General features: G+C 45.9%; 15 protein-coding genes and 1 tRNA gene. 8 read left to right on the forward strand and 8 right to left on the reverse strand.

What is annotated here, in order from left to right; all coding sequences use genetic code 11:
• Positions 1–163: 163 nt before the first annotated feature.
• Positions 164–412 carry a hypothetical protein gene (locus ACSX1A_RS13365; RefSeq protein ID WP_439880141.1) on the forward strand — a complete coding sequence of 83 codons (249 nt, stop codon included), beginning with the start codon at positions 164–166 and terminating at the stop codon, positions 410–412.
• A gap of 144 nt (positions 413–556) precedes the next feature.
• Here ACSX1A_RS13365 and ACSX1A_RS13370 read toward each other — a convergent pair.
• The 4 genes from ACSX1A_RS13370 to mltG form a co-directional block, all read right to left on the reverse strand.
• Positions 557–641: transfer RNA gene (locus ACSX1A_RS13370), tRNA-Ser, on the reverse strand.
• Positions 642–822: 181 nt separating this feature from the next.
• A complete protein-coding gene (locus tag ACSX1A_RS13375; RefSeq protein WP_439880142.1) occupies positions 823–1,800 on the reverse strand; it encodes a YihY/virulence factor BrkB family protein in 978 nt (325 codons plus the stop codon).
• Positions 1,790–2,212, reverse strand: coding sequence for an acyl-CoA thioesterase (locus ACSX1A_RS13380; protein ID WP_439880143.1), 423 nt, complete (start codon positions 2,210–2,212; stop codon positions 1,790–1,792). The genes ACSX1A_RS13375 and ACSX1A_RS13380 overlap by 11 nt, the downstream gene beginning before the upstream one ends.
• A gap of 97 nt (positions 2,213–2,309) precedes the next feature.
• Positions 2,310–3,380: an endolytic transglycosylase MltG gene (mltG, locus tag ACSX1A_RS13385; protein WP_439880144.1), complete on the reverse strand. Its 1,071-nt coding sequence runs from the start codon at positions 3,378–3,380 to the stop codon at positions 2,310–2,312.
• 215 nt (positions 3,381–3,595) lie between these two features.
• Between mltG and ACSX1A_RS13390 the strand changes: the two genes are divergently transcribed.
• Positions 3,596–4,225 carry an L-threonylcarbamoyladenylate synthase gene (locus tag ACSX1A_RS13390; RefSeq protein ID WP_439880145.1) on the forward strand — a complete coding sequence of 210 codons (630 nt, stop codon included), beginning with the start codon at positions 3,596–3,598 and terminating at the stop codon, positions 4,223–4,225.
• 97 nt (positions 4,226–4,322) lie between these two features.
• Here ACSX1A_RS13390 and ACSX1A_RS13395 read toward each other — a convergent pair whose 3' ends face one another.
• Positions 4,323–5,237 (reverse strand): lysophospholipid acyltransferase family protein, encoded by a 915-nt coding sequence (locus ACSX1A_RS13395; protein ID WP_439880146.1) that lies wholly within the window; start codon positions 5,235–5,237, stop codon positions 4,323–4,325.
• Between the two features lie 172 nt (positions 5,238–5,409).
• Between ACSX1A_RS13395 and ACSX1A_RS13400 the strand changes: the two genes are divergently transcribed.
• The 6 genes from ACSX1A_RS13400 (at position 5,410) to ACSX1A_RS13425 (ending at position 13,059) form a co-directional block, all read left to right on the forward strand.
• The gene (locus ACSX1A_RS13400; RefSeq protein ID WP_439880147.1) at positions 5,410–5,997 is read left to right on the forward strand and encodes a WbqC family protein; all 588 of its coding nucleotides are present in this window, start codon (positions 5,410–5,412) and stop codon (positions 5,995–5,997) included.
• A 110-nt stretch (positions 5,998–6,107) separates the two neighbouring features.
• Positions 6,108–8,711, forward strand: a complete 2,604-nt coding sequence (locus ACSX1A_RS13405) for an ATP-dependent Clp protease ATP-binding subunit (protein WP_439880148.1) — start codon at positions 6,108–6,110, stop codon at positions 8,709–8,711.
• Between the two features lie 193 nt (positions 8,712–8,904).
• The gene (locus ACSX1A_RS13410; RefSeq protein WP_439880149.1) at positions 8,905–10,464 is read left to right on the forward strand and encodes an acyl-CoA carboxylase subunit beta; all 1,560 of its coding nucleotides are present in this window, start codon (positions 8,905–8,907) and stop codon (positions 10,462–10,464) included.
• A 114-nt stretch (positions 10,465–10,578) separates the two neighbouring features.
• Positions 10,579–11,649, forward strand: a complete 1,071-nt coding sequence (locus ACSX1A_RS13415; protein WP_439880150.1) for a M42 family metallopeptidase — start codon at positions 10,579–10,581, stop codon at positions 11,647–11,649.
• 101 nt (positions 11,650–11,750) lie between these two features.
• Positions 11,751–11,993: a hypothetical protein gene (locus ACSX1A_RS13420; RefSeq protein ID WP_439880151.1), complete on the forward strand. Its 243-nt coding sequence runs from the start codon at positions 11,751–11,753 to the stop codon at positions 11,991–11,993.
• Positions 11,994–12,264: 271 nt separating this feature from the next.
• Positions 12,265–13,059 carry an ABC transporter substrate-binding protein gene (locus ACSX1A_RS13425; protein WP_439880152.1) on the forward strand — a complete coding sequence of 265 codons (795 nt, stop codon included), beginning with the start codon at positions 12,265–12,267 and terminating at the stop codon, positions 13,057–13,059.
• Positions 13,060–13,084: 25 nt separating this feature from the next.
• Here ACSX1A_RS13425 and ACSX1A_RS13430 read toward each other — a convergent pair whose 3' ends face one another.
• From ACSX1A_RS13430 to ACSX1A_RS13440, 3 genes are all read right to left on the reverse strand, one after another.
• Positions 13,085–14,314 (reverse strand): 3-phosphoshikimate 1-carboxyvinyltransferase, encoded by a 1,230-nt coding sequence (locus ACSX1A_RS13430; RefSeq protein WP_439880153.1) that lies wholly within the window; start codon positions 14,312–14,314, stop codon positions 13,085–13,087.
• Positions 14,311–15,348 (reverse strand): 3-dehydroquinate synthase, encoded by a 1,038-nt coding sequence (gene aroB, locus ACSX1A_RS13435; protein WP_439880154.1) that lies wholly within the window; start codon positions 15,346–15,348, stop codon positions 14,311–14,313. The genes ACSX1A_RS13430 and aroB overlap by 4 nt, the downstream gene beginning before the upstream one ends.
• Before the next feature lie 67 nt (positions 15,349–15,415).
• Positions 15,416–16,501, reverse strand: coding sequence for a chorismate mutase (locus ACSX1A_RS13440; RefSeq protein ID WP_439880155.1), 1,086 nt, complete (start codon positions 16,499–16,501; stop codon positions 15,416–15,418).
• Positions 16,502–16,632 lie beyond the last annotated feature (131 nt).

Raw genomic sequence — 16,632 nt, forward strand, 5'->3', positions numbered from 1 at the left:
TACAAACGCTTAGCACCTTAATTCGACAATGAATACCCTGAAAAGATCTTGTGAAAACTGCGGCCAGACCTTACTGGGGAGGGCGGGCAAGCAATACTGTTCCAACCAATGCCGCGCTTCAGCCAGTAACCGACGCCGGTCCGAAGACAAGGGGGAGCAGCTGATGAAGGAGATCAACGACAAACTGCGCCGCAACCGTTTCCTGCTGCAGCGAGCCAGCCCCGAGGGTAAGACCACTCTGCGCCGGGAGGTACTGCTACACAGCGGCTTCGACTTTCGCCACTTCACCCACCTCTACCGCACCAAAAGCGGCAACACCTACCACTTCTGCTACGACTACGGCTACCTGCTGCTGCCCGAGGAGAAGGTGATCATCGTGAACTGGCAGCCATACATGGAGCAAGTAAAGTAAGGGAGTTTGCGTATGGATGTACAGCTGATGAGTGATCGTACCCATACTTTGAGAGAGACTAAATAACCTGGTAGATCTGGAAAACAAAAAAGCCTGCAAATGAGATATTTGCAGGCTTTTAATTGATCTTGGTATTGCTACCAGCAGAGAGTGAGGGATTCGAACCCCCGGACCTGTTACAGTCAACGGTTTTCAAGACCGCCGCATTCGACCACTCTGCCAACTCTCTAACGATTTCGAATACAAAAGTAGGGCGTCGCCCTGAATTATCAAAACTATACAAAATAAATTTTAACAACTTAAGCTCTAAAAACCCATAAAGCTCTGATTTTTAAGCTTAAAAATTTTACTAACGGGTCCATTAACCCAGAGACAATAATTGATAGCAAGCACTACAAACTGTTTAAACCCTAAATTCCGGAAGCACTAATCACTTTCCCTTTATGCGAAGCAGGCGTACGGGTCAATCGTTTGGTAACAGTGTCAATGCTCACATTTATTTCAAAGCCGAGGATAAGGATCATCGACACAAAGTCCAGCCAGATCATTAAACCAATTAAAGCCCCGATAGATCCATAGAACTTGTTATAGGTATCGAATGCACTGATGTAGAAGGAAAAGATCATCGACACCAGGAAGATCAGCCCCGTGGCCACTACTGCGCCCGCAGAGAAGAACGGCCATTTATCTTCTATAGCCGGAACATAATAGTATACTATAGAGGTAGCCAGCAGGAACAGCAATACGATGGCAACATACTTCAGGATAACCAGCAAAGTATAGGTGTAGCTTTCAGTCACTATCTCATAAAACACCATCACATCCAGTATCCATTGCCCAAAGAAGATCGCCGCTACTGCCGTAAAAAGTATAAAAGACAAGACAATAGTCAGTGCTGTGGCAATCAGCCTTTTCCGGAGATAGCTGCGCTTATAAAAAGTATGGTACTTTTTGTCAAAGGCATCCATCAACGACATGATCCCATTGGTAGACAGGATAAGCGCAAACAAGAAACCAAAGGATAATAGTCCCCCACGTGGCTTGTTTACAATATCTTCGATGGTGGTATAGGCCACAGCATACATTTCCTCCGGCATAAAATCCTCGATAAAACTAAGGATGCTCTCACTAAGGTCAAGCGAAAGGATGCTGGGGATATATGGAATGAGGGTGAACAGGAAGATGATGCTCGGAAATATGGCCAGCGTAAAGTTAAACGCCATATAAGAGGCACGCTTGGTAACTGAGTCCAGGCGCAGCTCGCCAATAAGCACATCCACTACCTCATAAACAGAAGACTGCCCGTTGTTAAACCGCCACCTTTTCAGGAAAACGATAAACTTCCGGTATGCCCTGCGGCGCTTTAAATAATGGTGGTTAAGCCTCATTCGCTACAAAGTACGAATCTAATTTATCATGGATTAATGTTGGCACCGCCGTTGGCCTGCCCGTCTGCATATTTACAAACACCATGGTCGTCTCGCCAACATTTAACAACTCACTGGCCTCATTGTATACTTCGTACTCAAATTTTATACGTGAGCCAGTAGGCTTGTGCTTTAGCAAAAGCTTGATCGTGAGAAGGTCATCATACTTTGCCGGGCGTATATACTTGCATTTCAGCTCCAGCACCGGCATCATGGTTCCGGTTGCTTCCATCTCTTTGTAATGAATGCCTAAACGCCTGAACACCTCCGTACGTGCCACCTCATAATAAGCGGCATAGTTGCCATAATATACATAGCCCATCTGATCTGTTTCGGCGTATCGTACGCGTATCTGCACTTCTGATTCGAACACTGCTATCGGGTTTTAGTGAGGTAGTGAAACACGAATGTATAAAAAAAGAGCCTGCCACGCTAATTAAACGCAGCAGGCTCTTTTCAAATAAGGTAACCTATTTCATGATGTTCCGCTCATTCAGGGCACGGTGAAAACGGCGTGCATTGGCCTGATGTTCGGCTACAGTTGTGGCAAAACTATGATATCCTGAGAAATCATCTTTCGCGCAGAAATAGAGATAATTATGATCTTCGTGGTTTAGCACGGCATCGATACTGGAAATGGTGGGCACATTGATCGGCCCCGGAGGCAGGCCCTTGTACCGGTATGTATTATAAGGCGAATCGTAGCTTAGATGCGTGTTCAGGACCCGGCGGATAGTAAAATCTCTGACACCAAAAATTACGGTTGGGTCTGCTTGCAGCAGCATTCCCTTGTTCAGGCGGTTCAGGTACACGCCAGCCACACGCGGCTTTTCGTCATTCTTCGCTGTTTCGGCCTGCACAATGGAAGCTAAAGTAGACACCTCTTTCGGCGACAGTCCAAGCTTATCGGCTTTAGTGCGGCGCTCTGCGGTCCAGAATTTGTCGTACTCCTTTTTCATCCGCTCCATTAGTTCCGGAGCAGTTATCGTCCAGTACACTTCGTAGGTGTTCGGCACAAACATGCTGACTACGTTAGCAGTATCAAAACCTAAGCCTTGCAGGTACGCCTGGTTGTTCAGTAAACTATCTAACTGCTCTTCGGTAGGTTGCAGGTCACCGGCCAGTTTCGTAGCCAGCTGGCTTCTCAGGCGAACGCTGTTAAAGGTAAGTTTCACCGGTGTCTGCTCTCCAAGGCGCAACACACCAATTAACTGGCGGTTGCCCCAGCCATTCTCTAGTTTGTAGCGTCCGGGCTTTACAAGCTCATCATAGTCCATTAACTTAGACATAAACCGAAGCGATAACTTATCGATGATCACCCCTGTTGCCTCTATAGAATCCATGGCCTGCCCGTAAGTGGCTCCTGTTGGAATAAGCACATAGGTGTCACGGTCTTTGGTGTCCACATTGGGGGTGTACACGATCTGGTAAGCGTAATAAGAGAAGCTCACAAACAGGAAAAGGAACAGCACGGCAAGGCTCGGACCTAGTTTGCTCTTTTGCTTTCGCTGTCTTTTTGGGTTGTTAGCAGTGTTAGCCATAGTGTTAGTAAAAGGTCTGGAACAAAATTTAGGTTCCGAACCCGCATATTCAGGTGCAAAAATAATACATCTCTCTCTAATTCAGAATGAGATAGTAGCATAAAGCGCGAATAATTAATTTTAGTCAGCCTAATAGCTGTAACATTAATCTGAAACGCATATTTATTTAAACAAGTATGTTTACTTTATACTTCCATTCATAAACCAACAACATCATGAGCGACGCTACTTTTCTTCAGATACACCCGGAAAACCCACAGGAACGAAAAATTTTAGAGGCTGTGGATATCCTGCGCAATGGTGGTGTCATCATTTACCCTACTGACACTATCTATGGCATTGGCTGCGACATACACAATGCCAGGGCAATAGAGCGGGTCTGCCTGATAAAAGGTGTTAAACCGGATAAGGTCAATCTGTCCTTTATTTGCTCAGACCTGACCCACATTTCCGATTATGCAAAGATAGACACCCCAACCTATAAAGTAATGAAGAAGGCATTGCCTGGCCCTTTCACATTTATACTTAACGCCACCAGCAATGTACCCAAGTATACCAGCGGCAAAAAGAAAACAGTGGGCATCAGGGTGCCTGACAATACGATTGCTTTGATGCTGGTAAAAGAACTGGGCAACCCGATCCTCTCCACCTCTATCCGAGATGAGGACGAAGTTATAGAATACAGCACCGATCCGGAACTGATCTATGAGAAATACAGAAACCTGGTAGATTGTGTAATTGATGGTGGTTACGGCCAAAACAAAGCTTCTACAGTAGTTGACGTAACTAACAATGGCTTTGACGTTTTGCGCGAGGGCGCAGGAGATATTGAGCAGTATCTGTAGAGAAAGAAATTTTAAGCTACCCGCTTGATTTCCATCTCAGCTCATACGAAGTGTAAAACCTTTAGCAGCGGCTACTCTAATCATATGACCGGAAGCTTTACTGCTGTTCAGCAACCTGTGGCCGCTTGTGCTTCCAGCGTTTATGGGTCCAGAGATAATTAGCGGGGTTACGGCGGATGGTGGCTTCCAGTTTCTGAGCAAAAATTTCTGTAACCGGATATTCTACGCCTAAACCGGATAAATCCTGCTGCCCGTCAGTGATGGTTTCAAAGGTTAGAATGTAGTGCCCTCTTTGTGCCCGCTGCACATCGAGGTATAAAACAGGATACTTAAATGAATTTGAAAGTTTTTCGGCACCAACAAAGAAAGCAGTTTCCTGATTCAGAAAGTTTGTCCAGTATTGTATCTCTCCGTATGGTGGTGTCTGGTCTGATAACATCGCGATAACCCGTGGCTCTTTCCGGTTCCGGATAAAGTCGCGCATAGTATCTTTCATCTTAATAAGGCGTGCCCCTAACCTGCTACGAATATGGAGCATAAACTCTTCGAAGAACAAATTACTGAGAGGCTTGTAAATGCCCTCGGCAGGAAAATCAAACTTTACAGCGCCGGCAGATAATATCCATTCCCAGTTTCCCGAATGAGAACCCATTGTAATGGCAGGCGTTCCGCGCTTCACAAAATCATCCAGAACTTGCTGATTTGTGAACGTAATGCGGCTTGCCATTTCAGATTTACGCATAGAGGCCAGTTTAATTATCTCCACGACCACATCCATAAACTGCCGGTAAAATGCTTTTGCCAGATCCTTTATCTCCTGTTCCCCTTTTTCAGGAAAAGAATTTTGCATGTTCTGCAGGACAACTTTTTTCCTGTAACCTATTACATAATATGCCAGCACAAAAAGAAAGTCTGAAAGCAGGTAAAGTACAGGAAATGGCAATAACGAAATACCTTTGAGCAGTAACCAAAAGGGATAATACAGCGGCGGGATATTGATTCTTCTCTCCATATGCGAATAAGCAACCGCAAAGGTACAATCATCCGCCTGATTATGAAATTACAGAATTCGTGCTTATTTAGCAGGTGTGCGGTGCTCGCAGTATAAACCAGGCATTACAGCACCAGATTTAAATTCTTATTTAATTACCTTAAATCAACCACAATTGATCCTCCTTACTGAAATGATGTATAACCCCCCGGTGCAGTACTTCTGGCACGCGCTGCGTACCGATGGCATACTGGTGGAACAGCATGAAAACTACGTAAAGCAGAGTTACCGCAACCGATGCCATGTTCTTACAGCCCAGGGGGTTGCTCCTCTGAGTGTGCCGGTATTGCGGGGCAACAGCAAAGACAAGACCCCTGTTACTGAGATCGAGATAGACTATACTCAAAAATGGCACAAGGTGCATTGGCGCACGATACAGGCTGCCTATGGCCGGGCACCTTATTTTGAATTTTATAGCGACTATGTGCGGGAGGTATATGAGCGACAGCCAAAATATTTATTTGAACTGAACATTGATTTGCTGCGACTTTATCTTAAATTACTAAAACTAAACAGAACACTCAATTTTACGGAGTCTTACCAAAAAACTGCTCCCGGTAACGTGCTGGATTTAAGAAATAGGATACATCCAAAAATCTATCATGACAATTTGCACGTAAAACCCTATACACAAGTATTTGGCAAACAATTTGCACCGGAGTTAAGTATAATTGACTTGTTGTTTACACAGGGGCCAGCGTCACTATCATATCTACAGTAGCTGCTGCCATCAAGCTGAACATTTAAACTGCATGGCTTGTTAAGTAAAAGGTTCTTCTGTTAGCCTCAATCAATTATCAATTTTAGATTTTTTTAAGTTATAGAGTATACATGGAAGCTAAATTCTCAAACCGAGTGAAAGAGGTCATCTCGCTCAGCCGTGAGGAAGCTATTCGACTTGGACATGACTACATCGGTACGGAACACTTGGTGCTGGGCATGATTCGGGAAGGAGAAGGTACCGCCATTGCATTGCTTAAAAAGCTTGGCGTTTCGATAGATGAGTTAAAGTACGCTTTAGAACAAGCTACCCGAAATACAGCAACCCAAAGCAGTAACATTACCGGCAGTATCCCGCTTACGAAGCAGACTGAGAAGGTGCTTAAGATAACATACCTGGAGGCAAAGATCTTCAAGAGTGATATCATTGGTACAGAGCACCTCTTATTATCCATCCTCCGGGATGAAGACAATATTTCTTCACAAATATTAGCGAAATTCAACGTGAACTACGAAGCAATAAGAGACTCCCTGGATTATCATAGCAATAATCCGCTAGCGTCGTCGGATACCGACGATTCTGATGACTCCGACAAATTATTCGGCAGCTCATCGTCACGTTCTGGCAGCACAAGCAAAAAGCCTGGCGAAAAGTCGCGCACCCCGGTGCTTGACAACTTTGGCCGCGATTTGACCAAGCTAGCAGAAGATGATAAGCTGGATCCGATTGTTGGTCGTGAGAAAGAAATTGAGCGTGTGGCCCAGGTACTGAGCCGCCGCAAGAAAAATAACCCGATCCTGATAGGTGAGCCTGGCGTGGGTAAAACAGCCATTGCCGAAGGTCTTGCCCTGCGCATTGTGCAGAAGAAGGTAAGCCGCGTGCTGTTTAACAAGCGTGTGGTTACCCTGGACCTTGCCTCCCTGGTAGCTGGTACGAAGTATCGTGGCCAGTTTGAGGAGCGTATGAAAGCTGTGATGAATGAACTGGAGAAGTCACCGGACGTGATCCTGTTCATTGATGAGCTGCATACGATTGTGGGTGCCGGTGGTGCTTCAGGCTCATTGGATGCCTCTAACATGTTCAAGCCTGCGCTTGCCCGTGGCGAGATTCAATGCATCGGTGCAACTACGCTGGATGAGTACCGCCAGTACATCGAGAAAGATGGTGCCCTTGCCCGTCGTTTCCAGATCGTGATGGTTGACCCAACCACGCCGGAAGAAACGATCGAGATATTGAACAATATCAAGGACAAATACCAGGACCACCACCACGTAAATTATACCGATAAGGCGATTGAGGCCTGCGTGAAGCTATCAGATCGCTACATGAGCGACCGCTTCCTGCCGGACAAAGCCATCGATATTCTGGACGAGGCCGGTGCACGCGTACACATCAACAATATTGTGGTGCCTGATGATATCCTGAAGCTGGAAGAGCAGATCGAGAACATTAAGGTGGAGAAAAACCGCGTGGTGAAGAGCCAGAAATACGAAGAGGCTGCTCAACTGCGAGATAAGGAGAAAAAACTTATCGACCAGCTTGAAAGTGCTAAAAAGGACTGGGAAGAGGAAACGAAAAAGAAGCGTTATACTGTAAAAGAGGAAAATGTGGCAGAGGTTATTGCCATGATGACAGGTATTCCGGTAAAACGTATCGCTCAGAAAGAAGGCGTGAAGCTGCTGAACATGGGCGAAGAGCTGAAAGGCAAAGTAATTGGCCAGGATAAAGCGATCGGCCAGTTAGTTAAAGCTATTCAACGTACGCGCGTCGGGCTAAAAGACCCGAAAAAGCCAATTGGTTCGTTCGTGTTCCTGGGCCCGACAGGTGTTGGTAAAACAGAGCTTGCTAAAGTGCTGGCTACCTACCTCTTCGACAAAGAAGATTCGCTGGTGCGTATCGACATGAGTGAGTACATGGAGAAATTCAGTGTATCTCGCCTTGTAGGAGCGCCTCCGGGATATGTTGGCTACGAAGAAGGTGGCCAGCTTACCGAGAAGATCCGCCGTAAGCCATACTCTGTGGTATTGCTGGATGAGATCGAGAAAGCACACCCGGATGTTTATAACCTGTTGCTGCAGGTGTTGGATGATGGTATTCTGACAGACGGACTAGGCCGTAAGGTTGACTTCCGTAACACGATCATCATCATGACATCCAACATAGGTGCCCGCGACTTACAGGACTTTGGTGCCGGTATTGGTTTTATGTCGAAAACCAAGCAGGAAAACGTGGACGATATTATGAAGAGCACTATTGCCAGTGCGCTGAAGAAGACGTTCTCGCCTGAATTCCTGAACCGTTTGGATGACGTGATCGTGTTCAACTCGCTTAACCGTGAGGATATGCACAAGATCATTGAGCTTTCACTAAGCAAATTGTTCAAGCGTGTGGAAACACTGGGTTATACTATCGAGCTCACAAAAGAAGCAAAAGACTTTGTGGCCGAGAAAGGATATGATCCTAAGTATGGTGCCCGTCCGTTGAACCGTGCGATTCAGAAGTATATCGAAGACCCGATTGCGGAAGAGATACTGAAAGCAGAGGTTAATCAGGGCGATACCATCCTGGTTGATTACAAAGAGGGCGAAGAAAAGCTTTCCTTTAAATCAAAGAAGAGCAATGGTAAGAAACTAAAAGGCGCTTCTGATGAAACAGAGGAAGAAAAAGAGTCTTCTAAACCATCGGGGTCAGACAAGACAAAAGATAAAGAATAATATCTGACACATAGCATGATAAGGGCTGCCTGCCAGGCAGCCCTTATTTTTTTAACAAATTCATACTGAATCAGTTCTGCGTTTAAAAGCTATATATTGAAAAAATGATACAATTGTACAGATTTTCGCTATAGAGTTTTTAAATTTGAGAATTAATAGAACAGAATTAATTACTTAGTTATACTTCACTGAAATGGCCGGAGAAATCAGACAAGCCCAAAATGAAACCCTGGAACGTAAGAATGCGGAGGCACTATTAGGAGGCGGACAAGATCGAATAGATGCACAACACAAAAAAGGGAAGCTGACAGCCCGCGAGCGCATTCACCTGCTAATGGATGAAGGCTCTTTTGAGGAGATCGGCAAATTTGTGATGCACCGCTCCAAAGACTTCGGCCTTGATAAACAGTATTATTTAGGAGATGGTGTTGTTACTGGTTATGGCACGATAAACGGACGATTGGTTTACGTGTTCTCCCAGGATTTTACAGTACTTGGCGGTTCCCTTTCAGAGACACACGCTGAGAAGATCGTGAAAGTAATGGAGCTTGCCATGAAAAATGGTGCTCCGATCATTGGCCTGAACGACTCCGGTGGTGCCCGAATTCAGGAAGGTGTCGTATCGCTTGGCGGCTACGCAGACATATTTTACCGTAACACGCTTGCATCTGGCGTAATACCTCAGATTTCTGCCGTTATGGGGCCATGTGCCGGGGGTGCGGTATACTCACCTGCCATCACAGACTTTATCATGATGGTGGAAGATACGTCTTACATGTTCGTGACTGGTCCGAACGTAGTAAAAACGGTAACGCATGAAGAAGTAACCTCAGAAGAACTTGGCGGTGCCAGCACGCACAGCACCAAGAGTGGCGTGACACATTTCTCCTGTGCAAATGAGGTTGAATGTATCAATTACCTGAAAAAACTCCTGAGCTATATCCCTCAGAACTGTGAGGAGCTTCCTCCTAGCCTGCCCTACGAAGCCGGCCAGAATGAAACCCGTGAAGTGCTGGATACCATTATCCCGGAGAACCCGAACCAGCCGTATGATATGCGCGAAGTGATAGAGGGCGTTATAGATGCCGATTCTTTCTTTGAAGTGCATAAAAATTTCGGTGAGAACATTGTAGTTGGTTTTGCACGCCTTGGTGGCCGCAGCATTGGTATTGTTGGTAATCAGCCCTCTGTGCTTGCCGGTGTACTGGATATAAATGCCAGCACAAAGGCCGCACGTTTTGTACGCTTCTGCGACAGCTTTAATGTGCCCCTACTTGTACTTGAAGATGTACCAGGCTTCCTGCCAGGTACCGACCAGGAGTGGCGAGGTATTATTACGAATGGTGCAAAGCTGTTATATGCTTTTTGCGAGGCTACTGTGCCGCGCATTACCGTTATTACCCGCAAGGCATACGGCGGTGCTTACGACGTAATGAACTCGAAACATATTGGCGCCGACATGAACTTTGCCTGGCCAACAGCTGAGATCGCGGTAATGGGTGCGCAGGGTGCTGCCGAGATCATTTTTAAACGTGAGATTGCAACGGCCGAAGATCCGGCTGCAAAACTGGCAGAAAAAGTACAGGAGTATAAAGATAAATTTGCGACTCCTTACCGCGCTGCACACCGCGGCTTTATCGATGAGGTGATCACGCCTTCAGAAACAAGAGCCAAGCTAATAAGGGCTTTCAAGATGCTGGAGAACAAAGCGGTGACACTTCCGCGTAAAAAGCACGGGAATATCCCGCTTTAATAAATTATGAATTTTAAATTAGAAATTAGAAGTGCAGTTAAGTGCTAAGGCCTTCGCTGTGTTCTGGTTCTAATCCTTTGTAATTTTTAATTTCTAATTTCTAATTAGTAAAACATGAGACAAGAATCTTTTGACTTTCTGCAGAAATATCTAAATAACTCCTCTCCAACCGGCTTTGAATCAGAAGGCCAGAAAATGTGGCTGGAGTATGTTAAGCCATACATTGATGAGTATTTTGTTGACACTTACGGCACTGTAGTTGGAGTTATCAACCCTCAGGCTGATTATAAGGTAGTTATTGAGGCACATGCGGACGAGATCTCATGGTTTGTAAATTATATCACACCAGAAGGCTACATTTACCTGAAACGCAACGGAGGCTCTGATGCCTTGATTGCCCCTTCGAAGCGTGTAAACATATATACTGCCAAAGGTGTGGTAAAGGCCGTTTTCGGGTGGCCTGCCATTCACGTACGCAAAGTCGAGAACGACAAAGCTCCTACCATCGAAACGGTGTTCCTGGACTGTGGTGCCAGCAACCGTGAAGAGGTTGAAGCAATGGGCATTCACGTTGGTTGTGTAGCAACCTTCGAAGATGAGTTCACTGTAATGAATGACCGCTATTATGTGGGCCGCGCACTGGATAATCGCATCGGTGGTTTTATGATCGCAGAAGTTGCCCGTATGCTGAAGGAAAATAATAATACGTTACCTTTCGGCCTGTATGTAGTAAATGCGGTGCAGGAAGAGATCGGCTTGCGTGGCGCTGAAATGATCGCACATCGTATTAAGCCGGATGTTGCCATCATCACAGACGTAACCCACGACACGCAGTCTCCGATGTATGAGAAAAAGACCAGCGGCGACATTCACTGTGGCAAAGGCCCGGTTATCGCTTATGGCCCTGCCGTACAGAACAACGTGCGTGACCTGATCATTAATACAGCCAAAGAAAAAGAGATACCTTTCCAGCGTTCTGCCGTTTCACGTGCAACCGGAACAGACACAGATGCTTTTGCCTACTCAAATGCGGGTGTGGCTTCTGCCCTGATCTCTTTGCCATTAAAATACATGCACACCACCGTAGAAACAGTGCATAAAGATGACGTGGACAATGTGATTAAGATGATCTACGAAACAGTGCTGAAAATACAGGACAAACAGGACTTCCGTTACCTTAGCTAAGAATTAACTTTTAGCCAGCCAGAAAACCCCAACGCACCTATAAAGCGCTGGGGTTTTTTTTCCTTATTTTATGTAATTTTAGTACAATTAACTGGTATGTTATGAATCGATATCTTTTCTGGCTCCTGATGGCACTGCCATGGGCGGCTTTCGTTCTGAGTACTTATATTTTAAAAGATACAGTATATCCATGGATATTTATCGTTAACATTCTCTTTTTACAGGTTATTGTTCTTAATATTCGCCGGAAGCAGGTGGGCCTGACCTTCACTGAATCACTTAAAGCTATAGTTCCGGGCATAGGCTACTACGAGTGGCGCCGCCTATACTTTGCAAAACCATAATAAGCAATTATCATTTTCGCATGAACTGCACTAATTTTTGGCTGATATCATTTCTTACTGTTGCAGCACTGACGATATTTGTTCTAACACCTGTGCCATCTAAGCTTTTTATTGCTGTATTCCCGCTATTAATCTACTTTCCGATTGCTCTTAACAAGCGCCGCAAAACAACAAACATGAGCGTTAAGGATGCGATAGTGGCTTATATTCCGTTTTATGGAATACAACAGTTAAGACGTTTATACCTATAACGTTAGCTTAACTATAAGAAATGACCTTCACTGATCAAATGGGCCACCAGGTAACGTTGCTGAAAAGTCCGCAGCGAATCATCTCGCTGGTCCCCTCACAAACGGAGCTTTTATTTGACTTGGGTTTAGCAGACCGAATTGTAGGCGTAACCAAATTCTGCATCCACCCCAGAGAGCAGGTAAAGCAGAAAACCATTATCGGCGGCACTAAGAACTTTCATTTAGATAAGATAGATGAACTGAATCCTGACCTGATCATTGGGAATAAGGAAGAGAACTATCAGGAGGGAATTGAGCAACTACAGCTAAAGTATAAAGTATGGATGAGTGACATCTATACTTTAGATGATGCGCTGGAGATGATACTGCAGGTAGGGCAATTAACAGGTACCGAGGCAAAAGCAACTGAATTAACTCAAAATATAAGTTCATGCTTTGAACTGCTGAGGCCGGCGCAACCAAGTATAAAAACAGCCTACTTCATCTGGCGTGACCCTTTTATGGCTGTGGGTAAGCAGAATTTTATAGATCACATGCTGCAGCAATGCGGCTTCTCAAATGTATTCGGCAACTTTCCGCGCTATCCCGAGATAAGGCCAGCGCAACTGCAGGAGGCAGACCTGCAGCTTATACTTCTGTCTTCAGAGCCCTATCCTTTCAAGGAAAAACATGTACAGGAGTTCCGGGAGCTGTGCCCGCAAGCAAGTATAAAAATAGTAGACGGTGAGATGTTCAGCTGGTACGGAAGCAGGTTATTAAACGCACCGGCTTATCTGCAACAGGTGATAGAGGAGGTATTGCAGGAGTTAAGCTAATTCTGCTCATGCCGCAAGTTTAGCTTTAGTCTTTATACTTCACTTCAAAGCCAACCTTCTCCAGATCTTCCCAAAACCTTGGGTACGATTTCCGTACAACACTAGGCTCCTGTATTTCTACTTTATGCAATAGAGCGATGGGAGCAAAAGCCATGGCCATACGGTGGTCCTGGTAAGCTCTGAAGGACAGCTCTTTATCTGCTATAATGCCCGGCTCCAGTCTGAACACTCCAGGACTGATCTCCTCTAAAGAAGTCCCCATGGCTAACACTTCTATCTGCAACGCCTGGATCCGATCAGTTTCTTTGATGCGCAGACTTTCTATACCTGTTAGTTCCAAGGTAACACCTAAGCCCGCACAGAGCGCAACGATGGTTTGAGCCAGATCAGGACAATCTGAAAAGTCATAGGTCACCTGTTTTTCATGGTGCTTTTTAGTTAATAGTACCCCATCTTCGGTGAACATAGTATGAACACCTAAGCGATCCATGATGCCGACAATGGCACTATCGCCCTGAAAAGAATCTTCTTTCAGCCCTAACAATGTCACCTCTGCATCTTTCGCCAGAGCTACGAAGCTATACCAGTAACTTGCCGCTGACCAATCTGATTCCACACTAAACGTAGCAGGCTTATATGTTTGGGGCAGTACGGTGATGGTATTTTCGATAAACTCTGCTGCTACGCCAAAATGTCGCATCAGGGAAAGTGTCATCTCAATGTATGGCCGTGAACCGATCTTTCCCTCCAGGTGCAACTCCAGTACGTCCGGAAGTAACGGGGCTACCATAAGTAAGGCAGAAATATATTGACTGCTGATATCGCTGCGAACAGAAAGCTGCTTTTTCCCGCTTCCCTTAAAACCACTGATTTTCAGGGGCGGGAAACCCTCTTCTCCTAAATAGTCTATCGTAGCACCTAGCTCCCGCAGTGCTTCTACCAGCACGCTGATAGGCCGCAGGCACATGCGTTCTGTTCCGGTTAAGGTCTTCTCCTGCCCCGTAATGGCATAGTAAGCCGTCAGGAAACGCATAACCGTACCGGCATCTTCGGCATCAATAACCCCGGAATCACTTTTCAGGAGGCGTTGCAGCAACTGGGTGTCGTTTGCCTCGGATAAGTTTTGCAGCTCGGTTTCAGCACCGGAAAGTGCAGCGATGATTAGTGCCCGGTTAGCCTCACTTTTAGATGCCGGTAATTTAATACTACCCCTAAGGATGCCGGTAGGGTGACTTACAGAAATGCTTTGGCTCATAGTAAAGCGTAATAACGGAGTGATTCCACGATCTCACGAGTGGTTATGGGTTGGTCATATACGGCATGCCCGATTCCGTTCAATAATGTGCAGTTGATGGTAGTATGAGAATTCTTCTTATCCTGTAAAGCAAACTGCGCGATATTTTGAATGTCCTCCTCGTTTAGCCTTACTTTTTCATACACCGATATCAGGAACGTTTCAATTTTATCCAGCTCCTGTTGCTGCAAAAGCTCATGCTTCACCGATAGCCAGGCCTCGCATAGCATACCCACCGCAATGGCTTCCCCGTGCAGTAACTCACGTCCGGCTTTGTCCATCAGGTAGCTTTCGAGTGCATGCCCTACGGTGTGCCCAAAGTTTAACACTTTGCGGTAGCCTCCCTCCTGCGGGTCAGCGTCCACAACCTTTGACTTAATGGCAACCGAGTGGCGAATCAGTTCCTCCCAATCATCTGTAAATAGCCCTACATGTCGCTGCGCTTTAAAAGCATCCGCATCAGCTATCAGCCAGTGTTTAATCATTTCCGCATACCCGGATTTTAACTGCCGAGGTGGCAGGGTTTGCAAAAATAAGGGATTGATGATCACTGCCTGTGGTTCTTTGTAAACGCCTATATGATTTTTTAATCCCTGAAAATCGATTCCTGTTTTACCACCCACACTGGCATCAACTTGTGCCAGGAGTGTAGTAGGTACCTGCACAAAGAACAAGCCCCGCTTAAATACGGCAGCACAAAAACCACCCATATCCCCGATCACACCGCCGCCTAAATTCACGAGTACAGCCCAACGGTCCAGGTTCAGTTCCGTCATCCGTTGCCAGATGTAAGTACAAGTATCCAGGGTTTTATGCTCCTCTCCACTTTTAATCTGTATAAGATCGTGTGGGGGCAGGTGTGGCTTTAGCAACGGGTAGCACTGTGCCAGCGTATTTTCATCTACCAGCACTGCAACCTTGCTAAAAGCCCTGTTTTTCAGCAGTTCTGTCAGCTCCTTAAGAACTTCGTTACCGATATAGATGGTTTCTGTCATAGAATTACATTAAAAGTCAGGCTTCTTAAATGGAGCAAACAACAACTCTTTTCACTTTCGTAAAAGCTTACTCGTTCGATATCTGTGTCTGCTGCCTGATAGACTCTACGTGGATTAGCTTGTATAGCTCAGCAACAAAATCAGGGTTTATACCAGCCTCGGCGGCCCACGCTGCACGGCTACTAAAAATCTCTTTCCATCGTTCCAACTGAAGTACCTGCACGTTGTTTTGCTTTTTATACTCCCCTATCTGTTCTACCAGTGCCATGCGCTTGGCTAAAGCGGCAATAATATCATGGTCAGCAGCATCGATCTGCAGTCGCAGCTCTTCCGCTCTGTTCACCAACTCAGCATCGTCATAAGTTACTTTCCTTACCTGCAACTTATCGGTAATATTTTTTAAAGTCTCCGGTGTAACCTGCTGCTCTGCATCGCTCCACGCCTCGTCTGGCCTGTTATGTGTTTCGATCATCACACCATCGTAGCCCAGGTCCAGCGCCTTTTGCGAAACCGGGAATATCAGCTCGCGGTTACCGGCAATGTGGCTTGGGTCCACGATGACAGGCAAAGCCTGAAAGCGGGCCTTCAGCTCAATAGGTATCTGCCACACGGGGGCATTTCTATACTTTGACTTCTGGTAAGAGGAAAAGCCACGGTGAATGGCGGCAATATCTGTGATTCCTGTGTTATAGATGCGTTCAATAGCTCCTATCCAAAGGGCCAGATCAGGATTTACAGGGTTTTTAACCATCACCGGCACCTGCACACCTTGCAAAGCATCGGCAATTTCCTGTATCGCAAACGGGTTAACGGTAGTGCGGGCTCCAATCCAGAGTACGTCTATGCCGTGCTTTAGGGCTAGTTCTACGTGCCTGCCGTTTGCCACTTCGGTTGTAACGGGCATCTTAAAAGTTTGCTGAACACGCTGGAGCCACTCCAGCCCCTGTACCCCAATTCCTTCAAAAGAATTGGGTCTTGAGCGAGGCTTCCAGATACCCGCCCTGAACAAATGCACGTTTTGTTGTGCAAGTGCTCCCGCAATCTGCATTACCTGCTCTTCGCTCTCGGCACTGCAAGGGCCAGCTATAACCAATGGCTTGCCCTGCCCTGCCTGCAGATTTTTAAAAAATGACTCTTTGTTGTTAAATTCCATTCACTTAAAACTTATTGCAAAGGTAACTTTTGTTCAGACAAAAGCCCAGTGCAGCATCTTTTCATCCCCCTTTGTTCCATTCCAAGAGTATAGCATTGCACTTACACCACAAACCATACATCTGCACTACT

The sequence above is a fragment of the Pontibacter sp. MBLB2868 genome (genome assembly GCF_051904785.1).
Taxonomy (GTDB): Bacteria; Bacteroidota; Bacteroidia; order Cytophagales; family Hymenobacteraceae; genus Pontibacter.

Coding starts and splice junctions, on each gene's coding strand:
- ACSX1A_RS13365 (WP_439880141.1), top strand. CDS start 164: ATGAAGGAGATCAACGACAAACTGCGCCGCAACCGTTTCCTGCTGCAG.
- ACSX1A_RS13375 (WP_439880142.1), bottom strand. CDS start 1,800: ATGAGGCTTAACCACCATTATTTAAAGCGCCGCAGGGCATACCGGAAG.
- mltG (WP_439880144.1), bottom strand. CDS start 3,380: ATGGCTAACACTGCTAACAACCCAAAAAGACAGCGAAAGCAAAAGAGC.
- ACSX1A_RS13390 (WP_439880145.1), top strand. CDS start 3,596: ATGAGCGACGCTACTTTTCTTCAGATACACCCGGAAAACCCACAGGAA.
- ACSX1A_RS13395 (WP_439880146.1), bottom strand. CDS start 5,237: ATGGAGAGAAGAATCAATATCCCGCCGCTGTATTATCCCTTTTGGTTA.
- ACSX1A_RS13400 (WP_439880147.1), top strand. CDS start 5,410: ATGATGTATAACCCCCCGGTGCAGTACTTCTGGCACGCGCTGCGTACC.
- ACSX1A_RS13405 (WP_439880148.1), top strand. CDS start 6,108: ATGGAAGCTAAATTCTCAAACCGAGTGAAAGAGGTCATCTCGCTCAGC.
- ACSX1A_RS13410 (WP_439880149.1), top strand. CDS start 8,905: ATGGCCGGAGAAATCAGACAAGCCCAAAATGAAACCCTGGAACGTAAG.
- ACSX1A_RS13415 (WP_439880150.1), top strand. CDS start 10,579: ATGAGACAAGAATCTTTTGACTTTCTGCAGAAATATCTAAATAACTCC.
- ACSX1A_RS13420 (WP_439880151.1), top strand. CDS start 11,751: ATGAATCGATATCTTTTCTGGCTCCTGATGGCACTGCCATGGGCGGCT.
- ACSX1A_RS13425 (WP_439880152.1), top strand. CDS start 12,265: ATGACCTTCACTGATCAAATGGGCCACCAGGTAACGTTGCTGAAAAGT.
- ACSX1A_RS13430 (WP_439880153.1), bottom strand. CDS start 14,314: ATGAGCCAAAGCATTTCTGTAAGTCACCCTACCGGCATCCTTAGGGGT.
- aroB (WP_439880154.1), bottom strand. CDS start 15,348: ATGACAGAAACCATCTATATCGGTAACGAAGTTCTTAAGGAGCTGACA.
- ACSX1A_RS13440 (WP_439880155.1), bottom strand. CDS start 16,501: ATGGAATTTAACAACAAAGAGTCATTTTTTAAAAATCTGCAGGCAGGG.